At 71.8% G+C, this 9,146-nt stretch carries 8 protein-coding genes; 3 read left to right on the top strand and 5 right to left on the bottom strand.

Annotated elements, in window-relative coordinates; genetic code table 11:
- Positions 1 to 117: 117 nt before the first annotated feature.
- The 4 genes from AAHZ94_RS21845 to AAHZ94_RS21830 form a co-directional block, all read right to left on the bottom strand.
- On the bottom strand, positions 118 to 1,038 hold the full coding sequence (locus AAHZ94_RS21845) for an amino acid ABC transporter permease (protein WP_349994672.1): 921 nt from the start codon (positions 1,036 to 1,038) through the stop codon (positions 118 to 120).
- Positions 1,035 to 1,685, bottom strand: coding sequence for an amino acid ABC transporter permease (locus tag AAHZ94_RS21840; RefSeq protein WP_349994671.1), 651 nt, complete (start codon positions 1,683 to 1,685; stop codon positions 1,035 to 1,037). Before AAHZ94_RS21840 ends, AAHZ94_RS21845 begins: the two co-directional genes overlap by 4 nt.
- Before the next feature lie 119 nt (positions 1,686 to 1,804).
- Positions 1,805 to 2,701, bottom strand: a complete 897-nt coding sequence (locus tag AAHZ94_RS21835) for a glutamate ABC transporter substrate-binding protein (RefSeq protein ID WP_349994670.1) — start codon at positions 2,699 to 2,701, stop codon at positions 1,805 to 1,807.
- 35 nt (positions 2,702 to 2,736) lie between these two features.
- Entirely contained in the window at positions 2,737 to 3,513 is a 777-nt protein-coding gene (locus AAHZ94_RS21830; protein WP_349994669.1) for an amino acid ABC transporter ATP-binding protein, read from the bottom strand.
- A 754-nt stretch (positions 3,514 to 4,267) separates the two neighbouring features.
- Here AAHZ94_RS21830 and AAHZ94_RS21825 point away from each other — a divergent pair.
- Both AAHZ94_RS21825 and AAHZ94_RS21820 read left to right on the top strand, forming a co-directional pair.
- Complete coding sequence (locus AAHZ94_RS21825) at positions 4,268 to 4,972, top strand: response regulator transcription factor (protein WP_349994668.1); 705 nt, start codon at positions 4,268 to 4,270, stop codon at positions 4,970 to 4,972.
- Between the two features lie 24 nt (positions 4,973 to 4,996).
- A complete protein-coding gene (locus tag AAHZ94_RS21820; protein WP_349994667.1) occupies positions 4,997 to 6,415 on the top strand; it encodes a sensor histidine kinase in 1,419 nt (472 codons plus the stop codon).
- Positions 6,416 to 6,932: 517 nt separating this feature from the next.
- On the opposite strand, the gene AAHZ94_RS21815 is transcribed toward AAHZ94_RS21820, so the two are convergent.
- Positions 6,933 to 7,541: a TetR/AcrR family transcriptional regulator gene (locus AAHZ94_RS21815; protein WP_349994666.1), complete on the bottom strand. Its 609-nt coding sequence runs from the start codon at positions 7,539 to 7,541 to the stop codon at positions 6,933 to 6,935.
- 102 nt (positions 7,542 to 7,643) lie between these two features.
- Between AAHZ94_RS21815 and AAHZ94_RS21810 the strand changes: the two genes are divergently transcribed.
- Positions 7,644 to 8,417 carry an SDR family NAD(P)-dependent oxidoreductase gene (locus tag AAHZ94_RS21810; RefSeq protein ID WP_349994665.1) on the top strand — a complete coding sequence of 258 codons (774 nt, stop codon included), beginning with the start codon at positions 7,644 to 7,646 and terminating at the stop codon, positions 8,415 to 8,417.
- The last annotated feature ends 729 nt before the right edge of the window (positions 8,418 to 9,146 follow it).

Genomic DNA, 9,146 nt, shown 5'->3' with positions numbered 1-9,146 from the left:
CCCCCCCCCCCCCCCCCCCCCCCCCCCCCCCCCCCCCCCCCCCCCGCCCCCCCCCCCCCCCCCCCCGCCCCCACGGGGGTACAGGGCAGGGGCCGGTGGGCGTGGCCCGATGGTGGGTCAGTCGGCCTTCGGGGGCTCGGGGGGCGAGGCGTCGCCCGGCGTGCTGTCGGTGCCGGGTGCTGCCGTCGCCTGCGCCGTGGCGGCGGCCCCGCGCGCCGGTGCCGCGGAGCGCTTGCGGCTGCGCTGGGTGCTCCGTTCGATCCAGGTGGCCAGCGAGGACAGTGCCAGGCAGAGCAGGATGTAGATCGAGCCGAAGACGATGACCATCGGGATGAAGGCGTAGACGCCGTTCTCCGGCGGGGTCCGCTCCGCGAACGCCTTGCCGACGTACAGCAACTCCTCGTAGAGGATGATGAAGCCGAGCGAGGTGTCCTTCAGCGTGACCACGAGTTGGCTGATGATGGACGGCAGCATGGAGCGCACGGCCTGCGGTACCAGGACGCTCGTCATGACCTGCGTCTTGCGCAGGCCGATCGCGTACGCGGCCTCGCCCTGCCCCTTGGGGACGGCGTTGATGCCCGCGCGGAAGATCTCCGACTGCACCGACCCGTTGTACAGCGCGAGCCCGATGACCAGCGCCCACATGGGCTCGGTGTCGAAGTAGGCGTAGTACAGCAGGAAGATCATGATCAGCAGCGGCATGGCGCGGAAGAACTCCACGACCACCGCCGTCGGCCACCGCACCCACCGGTGGTCGGAGAGCCGCCCGGCGGCCAGTGCCACACCGAGGACCAGCGAGAGCACAGCGGCCAGGGCGAACGTCTTCAGGGTCGTCAGCAGGCCCTCGACGATGCGGTCCTGGGTGTTCGCGTACTGGTAGTCGTCCCACAGGCCGGCCTGGAACTGCCCCGTGTCGTCCAGCCGGTAGATGATGAAGCCGATCAGGCCGAGGAACGCCAGCGCGGAGACGGCGCTGTAGAGACGGTTGCGCCGGCGGGCCTTGGGGCCCGGGACGTCGTAGAGGACACTGGCGCTCATCGAGCCACCGCCAACCGGTTCTCCAGCAGCCGGAACAGGCCGCTGAGGGTGAGCGTGATGATCAGGTAGCAGACGGCGATCCAGAGGAAGACCACCAGGATGTTGTAGCCCGCATCGGCGTTGAGCTGCTTCTGGAGCGCCCCGAGTTCCATCACGTCGAAGCCGGAGGCGATGGCGGAGTTCTTGGTGAGGGCGATGATGAGGCTGCCGACCGGCGGTATCGCGGTGCGGGCGGCCTGCGGAAGCACGATCTGGGCCAGCGTCTGCGAGAAGGTCAGGCCGATGCTGCGGGCGGCCTCGGCCTGACCGACCGGCACCGTGTTGATGCCCGACCGCACGGCCTCGCAGATGAAGGCCGACGTGTAGCAGCCGAGCGCCATGACCGCGAGCCAGAAGGAGTCCCAGCCCTTGAGGCCGAGCGCGGGCAGGCCGAGGGTGACGACGAGGAACAGGAGCACCAGGGGCGTGTTGCGCAGCAGCGTCACCCACAGGACGCCGAAGACCCGCAGCGCGGGCACCGGAGACACCCGGAACGCCGCGATCAGGATGCCGAGCACCAGGGCCAACAGGCTGCTGAAGGCCGTCAGTTCGACGGTTTTGATGAAGCCGTCGCGGAACGCCGCGAAATTGTCCGTCAGTACGTTCAAGTCATGTCTCCGGAGGATGAGCACGGCGGCCTGGGGCGCCCGCGGCGGCGCGGACCGGTGGAGTTCCGGGCCGGCCGCGGACGCCCGGCCGCTCAGGCGTCAGCCGTCGTGGCGGCGGCTCAGTAGCGGTCTACCTGGGGCGGCGTGGGCGCCGCGAGGCCGGACTTGCCGAGGGTGGCGTCGTACGCCTTCTTCCAGTCGCCGTTCTTCTGGTGCGCCTCGATCGCGTCGTTGACCGCGTCGCGCAGCGCCTTGTCGCCCTTCTTGAGGCCGATGCCGTACGGCTCCTCGGAGAACGGCTTGCCCAGCACCTTCAGCCCGTCGTTCTGCGCCGCGTAGCCCTTGAGGATCGAGTCGTCCGTGGTGACCGCGTCGACCTGCCCGTTGTTCAGGTCCTGCACGCACAACTGGTAGCCCTGCTGGGACTTGGCCTTGGCGACCCCGTACTTCTTCTCCTTGATCCGCTTGAGCGGCGTGGAGCCGGCGGCGGAGCAGACCTTCTTGCCCTTGAGGTCCTCCGGACCCTTGATGTCGCTGTCCTTCTTGACCAGCAGGTCCTGGCCGGCGAGGTAGTACGGGCCGCCGAAGTCGACCTGCTTCTTCCGCTCGTCGTTGATCGTGTACGTACCGACGTAGAAGTCGACGCCACCGCTGGAGATCTGCGTTTCGCGGGCCTCGGACGGCACCGTCTTCCACTCGATGTGCTTCTCGTCGAAGCCGAGGTCGGCGGCGATCATCCGGGCGATCTCGACGTCGAAGCCGGAGCGCTTCTCCGTGCCCGGGTCCTCGTAGCCGAGTCCGGGCTGGTCCGCCTTGGTGCCGATCTTGATCTTGCCGCCCTTGACCTTGGACCAGACCGGCGAGTCCTTCACGTCCGCCGCGGAGTTGACCTTGTAGGAGAGCTTGGGGCCCTCGTTCTTGTCGTCGTCCGGGCTGCCCTCCTTGCCACACGCCGTCGCCGTCACGGCCAGGGCCAGAACGACGGTCGCCGCCGCGGCGGTCCTGCGGAGCTTCATGGTGAACATCCTTTACGTCGTCGAGCGGTGGGCGGTCAGTGGTGAAGGATCTTCGACAGGAAGTCCTTGGCCCGGTCGCTGCGGGGGTTGCTGAAGAACTGGTCCGGCGTCGCCTGCTCGACGATGCGACCGTCGGCCATGAAGACCACGCGGTTGGCGGCGGAGCGCGCGAAGCCCATCTCGTGGGTGACGACGACCATCGTCATGCCGTCCCTGGCGAGCTGCTGCATGACTTCGAGCACCTCGTTGATCATCTCCGGGTCGAGCGCGGAGGTCGGCTCGTCGAAGAGCATCACCTTGGGGCCCATGGCCAGCGCGCGGGCGATGGCCACGCGCTGCTGTTGCCCGCCGGAGAGTTGGGCCGGGTACTTCTCGGCCTGGGCGCCGACGCCGACCCGGTCGAGCAGTTCCCGGGCCTTGGCCTCGGCGGCCTTCCGCTCGATCTTGCGGACCTTGACCTGGCCCAGCGTCACGTTGTCCAACACCGTTTTGTGGGCGAAGAGGTTGAACGACTGGAACACCATGCCGACGTCCGAACGCAGCCGGGCGAGATCCTTGCCCTCCTGCGGCAGCGGCTTTCCGTCGATGGTGATGCTGCCGGAGTCGATGGTCTCCAGCCGGTTGATGGCGCGGCACAGTGTGGACTTTCCGGACCCGGACGGCCCGATGACGACGACGACTTCGCCACGGGCGATGGTCAGGTCGATGTCCTGGAGCACGTGTAGCGCGCCGAAGTGTTTGTTGACTCCTGTCAGCGCGACCAGGTCGTCCGCCACCGCTGCGGCGTCCTTGGCCACCGATACTTCGCTCATCGGCGTCTCGCTCCGTCCTCCTCGGTTGGGAGGACCCTAATGAGCCGTCACGACCAGCGTCATTACATCTGAGCTGAAATTGAGCATAACGATCCGGCCGCAAAGCGACACTCTGCGTGAACGGGGCGCGGAGCATGATCGCCGTACGACTCGGGAAACAATGCGATGCCCATACCGGCTACGTAACGGAAACAATTGGGTGGCCACATTCCCTTGACGCGCCCCGTCGGCATCGGCGTTTATGCCGTGTGGCCGCGGTGTGCGCGGCCCGCGGAAGATGCGGTGAAGACACGGTGGGGCGTGGGGGCGCCCGCAGCGGAGACGGCCCTGGTGCCGCCGCACTCGGGCCGCTCGTCGTCGCTGTCCCGGCGCCTAGTGGCCCGCAGCGGCGCGTGTGGAAGTGCGGGGCGCGGGCGCGGGGGAGCTGCCGCGCGCCGGCGCGCGCGTAACTGACCGCACGGGGCAGGTACGGGGCGGGGCACGGGGCGGCAGGTACCCGACGAGGGGCGCGTACGGAGCGGATGGAGCCGTACGCGGGTAGGCGGAGCGTACGGAGCGAGGTGCGGTGCAGATCAGGCGCGGTAGCGCGGAGCGAGGGAACGGTGCACTACGGGGTGCGGCGGCGGTGGGCGGCGGCGATGCCGTCGGCGCCCGGCGCGCCACCGGGCTCGCGGCGGGAGCGCACGCGCCGCGTGTCAGGCCCGCGGCCGAGCCGGGGCATCCGACCGGGAACCACCAGAGGAGGGCTGGGCCGATGAGGCTGCTGTTGGTGGAGGACGACAACCACGTGGCCGCCGCGCTGTCGGCGGTGCTGGCCCGACACGGCTTCCTCGTCACCCACGCCCGCAACGGCGAGGAAGCGTTGCGGGCGCTGCTGCCCGGGCAGAGCGAGCCGTTCGGCGTCATCCTGCTCGACCTCGGCCTGCCCGACCAGGACGGCTTCGAGGTCTGCGGCCGAATCCGCAAGCTCACCAGCACGCCCGTGATCATGGTGACGGCGCGCGCCGACGTGCGCTCCCGGATACACGGCCTCAACCTGGGCGCCGACGACTACGTGGTCAAGCCGTACGACCCGATGGAACTGCTCGCCCGCATCCATGCCGTCAGCCGGCGCACCGTACCCGCCGACGGGGCGGTGGAGGAGCACCCGGACGAGCCCGTGGGGCCGCTGCTCCTCGGCCCCGTCAGCATCGAACTGTCCACCCGGCAGGTGCGGGTGCACGGCAGCACCGTCTCGCTCACCCGCAAGGAGTTCGACCTGCTGGCGCTGTTGGCCAAGCGGCCCGGCGTGGTCTTCCGCCGGGAACAGATCATCAGCGACGTGTGGCGGACGAGTTGGGAGGGGACCGGCCGTACGCTGGAGGTGCACGTGGCCTCGCTCCGTTCCAAGCTGCGGATGCCCGCGCTGATCGAGACGGTGCGCGGCGTCGGCTACCGCCTCGTCGCCCCGGCCGCCTGAGCACCCGACCTCACCCGGAGCACCGTGCGCACTCGACTCCTCCCGCTGCTGATCGTCCTGATGGCGGGCGTGCTGCTGGCCCTCGGCTTTCCGCTCGGCGCGAGCCTGGCGGCGGCGGAGCAGCAGCGGGTGGTGGTGGACCGCATCGACGATACGGCCCGGTTCGCCGCGTTGGCGCAGTACGTCACGATCCGGCCGGGTACACGCCAGGCGCGCGCCGGCGCTCGGGACGAACGACAGGCCACGCTCCAGGTCGAGTTGGGCCGCTACCACGAGCTGTACGGCATCAAGGTCGGCGTCTTCTACCGGGACCGCAAGCCCATGGGCGAGGCGCCGGGCGGCTGGGCCCTGCTGACGGAGGGGGAGTCCAAGCGGGCCTTCGAAGAGGCGCTGGCCGGGCGCCGCAGCCACGACCCGGACCAGGTCTGGCCCTGGCAACGGGGCCGGCTCACGGTCGCGTCGCCCGTGGTGCGGGACGGCGACGTGGTGGCGGTGGTGGTCACCAACTCGCCCACCGGTCAGATGCGGTCGCGCATCTGGCGCGGCTGGGCGCTGATCGCCGCCGGGGAGGTGGCGGCGATGCTGCTCGCGGTCGCGGCGGCGGAGCGGCTGACGGGCTGGGTGCTGCGCCCCGTACGGGTACTCGACGCGGCCACGCACGACATCGCTACGGGGCGGCTGGCCTCGCGCGTCGCGGCCTCCGGCGGGCCGCCCGAACTGCGCCGGCTGGCCCGCTCGTTCAACGAGATGGCCGACCACGTGGAGGACGTGCTCGAACAGCAGCGTGCCTTCGTCGCCGACGCCTCGCACCAACTCCGCAACCCGCTCTCGGCGCTGCTGCTGCGCATCGAACTGCTCGCCCTGGAACTGCCCGAGGGCAACGAGGAGATCGCCTCCGTGCGCGCCGAGGGCAAGCGGCTCGCCCAGGTCCTCGATGACCTGCTCGACCTGGCGCTGGCCGAACACGCCGCGGCCGACCTCCGTCTCACCGACATCGGCGAGCTGACGGCGGAACGGGTCGGCGCCTGGCGCCCCGTCGCCGACCGCGCGGGCGTGACGCTCGACTACGCGGGCCCCAGCGGGGCGAGCGCGTGGGCCGACCCGATCGCGCTCTCCAGCGCCCTGGACGCGGTCATCGACAACGCCCTCAAGTTCACGCCGGACGGCGAACGGGTCGTCGTCGACGTGCAGACCGACGGCGCGACCGTGCGGATCACCGTCGCGGACGACGGCCCCGGGCTCACGGCGGAGGAACTGGAACGCGTCGGCGACCGCTTCTGGCGCAGCAACCGCCACCAGAACGTCTCGGGCTCCGGCCTCGGCCTCTCCATCACCCGCGCCCTGCTGTCCGCCGGCGGAGCCACCATCACCTACGCCCCCCACGAGCCACACGGCCTCCTGGTCACCATCGCCGTGCCCCGCACGGCGCCGCAGGAGGGCTGAGCGGGGGGCGCGTGCGCGGGTCGGTTCCGCTACCCGCCGCGGTTGGCGGCGCGTGCACAGGGCGGGCCTTACGGGGCGCGGAGCCAGTCTCATCCTTGCCGGCACGTGGCGCTGATCCTCGCCGGGGGCACGGGGCACGGGGCACGGGGCACGGGGCACGGGGCACGGGGCACGGGGCACGGGGCACGGAGCACGGGGCACGGGGCACGGAGCACGGAGCACGGAGCACGGAGCACGGAGCACGGAGCAGAGTCTTGAGTGCGGGGCGTGCGGTGCGGGGCGGCCTGCGGGTCGGTGGTGCTCCGTACGGCGCGTGGTGGGGCGGGGTGCTGACACGGGGCGAGACCCGCGGGCGCGGCGGCGGCGTGGGGCTGCGGTGCGGGGCGCGCGCCCGCGGCACGAAGCCGCGACAGGGGAGCACCGGGCGGGTCGCCATCCTCGCGCGCGTTGTTGCGTGTTCCGTGGCGTACGAGGCGGGCACGGTCTGCCCGCCGGGTGGTCTGCCCGCCGGGTGGTCCTATTCCGGGGCGGCGTAAGCCCGTTGGCTGGCGCGCAGGTGGGCGATGAGGAGGTCGAGGGTCGCTTCGAGGTGCGTGGTGTCGCCGGTCGAGCGGAGCACGGTGACGCCGCCCTGGATGCCCGCGACGAACGCCGCGGCGGTCCGGTCGGCGTCCAGGCGCCGGCTCACCTCGCCCTGTTCCTGCATGGTGGCGATTCCGCGCCTGAGGTGTTCCTGCCACTGCCGGAGCAGCGTGGTGGTGACCTCGGAGGCCCCGGGCACGGTGCTCACCTGGCTCATCAGCGAGGCCAGGGGGCACTGTGCGCCCTGGGCGCGGTACCGGGCGATGACCGCCCCGCGCCACCGCTCCCAGGCGTCCCACGAGGTCAGCGCGCCGAGATGAGGTTGCTGATCGGCCAGCACCCGGTCGGATTCGAAGCGGGCCACGGCGAGCAGGAGTTCTTCCTTGCCGCCGGGAAAGTAGTGGAAGATCTGGCTCTTGCTGGTCCGCGTGGCGGCTCGGATGACGTCCAGCGTGACCTCGCCCGGCTCATCGCTCCGGAGGTGTGTCGCCGCGCCCTCGATGATCCGCTGCCGGGTGGCCAGCCCCTTCGCCGTGAACGTCATGCGCGCAGCGTAGAACCCACTGGACCGCGTGGTCCACAAGCCTTGTGCGGCGCCCTCGCTTTGGACTTGTGGGTCCAAAATCTGCGTCCTACGTTCGGTGCCATGACCAAGCGACTGGCCGGAAAGACGGCTCTCATCACTGGTTCGACCAGCAATATCGGGCGCTCCGTCGCCCGTCTGTTCGCCGCCGAGGGCGCCCATGTGATCGTCTCGGGGCGCGCCGAGGCCCGTGGCGAGGAGGTGGTGGCCGACATCCGCGCCGCCGGTGGCCGGGCCGACTTCATACGCGCCGACCTGGACGGCACGTCCCGAGCCAGCGTCGTACTCGCCGGGGCAGCGCTCGACGCACTCGGCGGCCGGATCGACGTCCTGGTGAACAACGCCGGCATCTATCCGTCCAACACCACCCTGACCGCCGACGAGGAGACCTTCGACCGCGTCTACGCGGTCAACGTGAAGGCCCCGTTCTTCCTCACCCAGGCCGTGGTCCCGGCGATGGCCGAGAACGGCGGCGGGACGATCGTCAACCTGGGGAGCTGGGTGGCCCGGATGGGGCTGCCGGTCGGTGCGCTCTACAGCTCGACCAAGGGTGCGCTGGAGACCTTGACGCGCTCCTGGTCGGCGGAGTTCGCCCCGCTGGGGATTCGGGTGAACGCGGTCTCGCCCGGCGTCATCCGCCCGCCGGACCTGGCGCCGGACGCCGAATTCGCGGGGGAGCCCCTGATGGCCGGCACCCCGGCCGGCCGGGCAGGCCACCCGGACGCGATCGCGTCGGCGGCGTTGTACCTGTCCTCTGACGAAGCCGAGTTCATCCACGGCACCGTCCTCGACGTCGACAGCGGCCGGATGGCGGTCGCCGTGACCGCCATGGGGTGACCACGTCCCCCTACCCGTGCCCCCCGCCCGACGCCTCCACCCCGTGCCCCCGCGTCTGACCAGCGGATGGGGGTAATGCCATGCGATGTCCGGCTGCCGATCAGCTTCGTTGCGCGGCGGGTTGAGCGCGCGGGGAGCGCCGTAGCCGCGTAGGCGGCCCCGTGTGCGGTGGGTGCCGTGCCCCGTTGATGCGTCCTCGCGCGCGAGGGTGGCGCGTGGAGCCCCACGTGCGGGCCAGGCCGGTGGAGGTGCGTCCCCGCGCGCGAGGGTTGGCACCCTTGGGGGACCGCGACCGCAGCCATGTGCGGGGTGCGTACCTGCGCGCGGGGCCCGGCGGGTGTCGGCACCCGCGGAGCATTCGACGCGGAGGGTGTGACCCCGCGCGCGAAGCCCGGCGGTTCCTGCGGGGCGTACGACGCCGGACGCGGCCGGCTCCTCCCCGCGCGCGGGGCCCGACGATCGCTCCGTACCTCCGGCGACGTTCCCCGCGCGGTGCCCCGTCCCGCGCCCCGTGTTCCGTACGGCAGGTGCCTGCGCCCCCGGGGCCCGGGGGGCCGGGGGGGGCCCCCCCCCCCCGGGGGCCCCCCGCCCGGGGGGGGGCCGGCGGGGGGGCCGGCCCGGGGGGGGGGGGCCCCCCCCCCCCCGCCCCCCCCCACGGCGGGCGAGCGGAACACGGCGGGCACACCGGCCGTCGCGGCGTGCGCGCCCGACACCGAGGCACAGGGAGTG

The sequence above is a fragment of the Streptomyces sp. HSW2009 genome (assembly GCF_040240285.1).
Lineage (GTDB): Bacteria > Actinomycetota > Actinomycetes > Streptomycetales > Streptomycetaceae > Streptomyces.
Note: the sequence above shows the minus strand (reverse complement) of the source record. Positions and strands in the feature narration are given on the sequence as shown.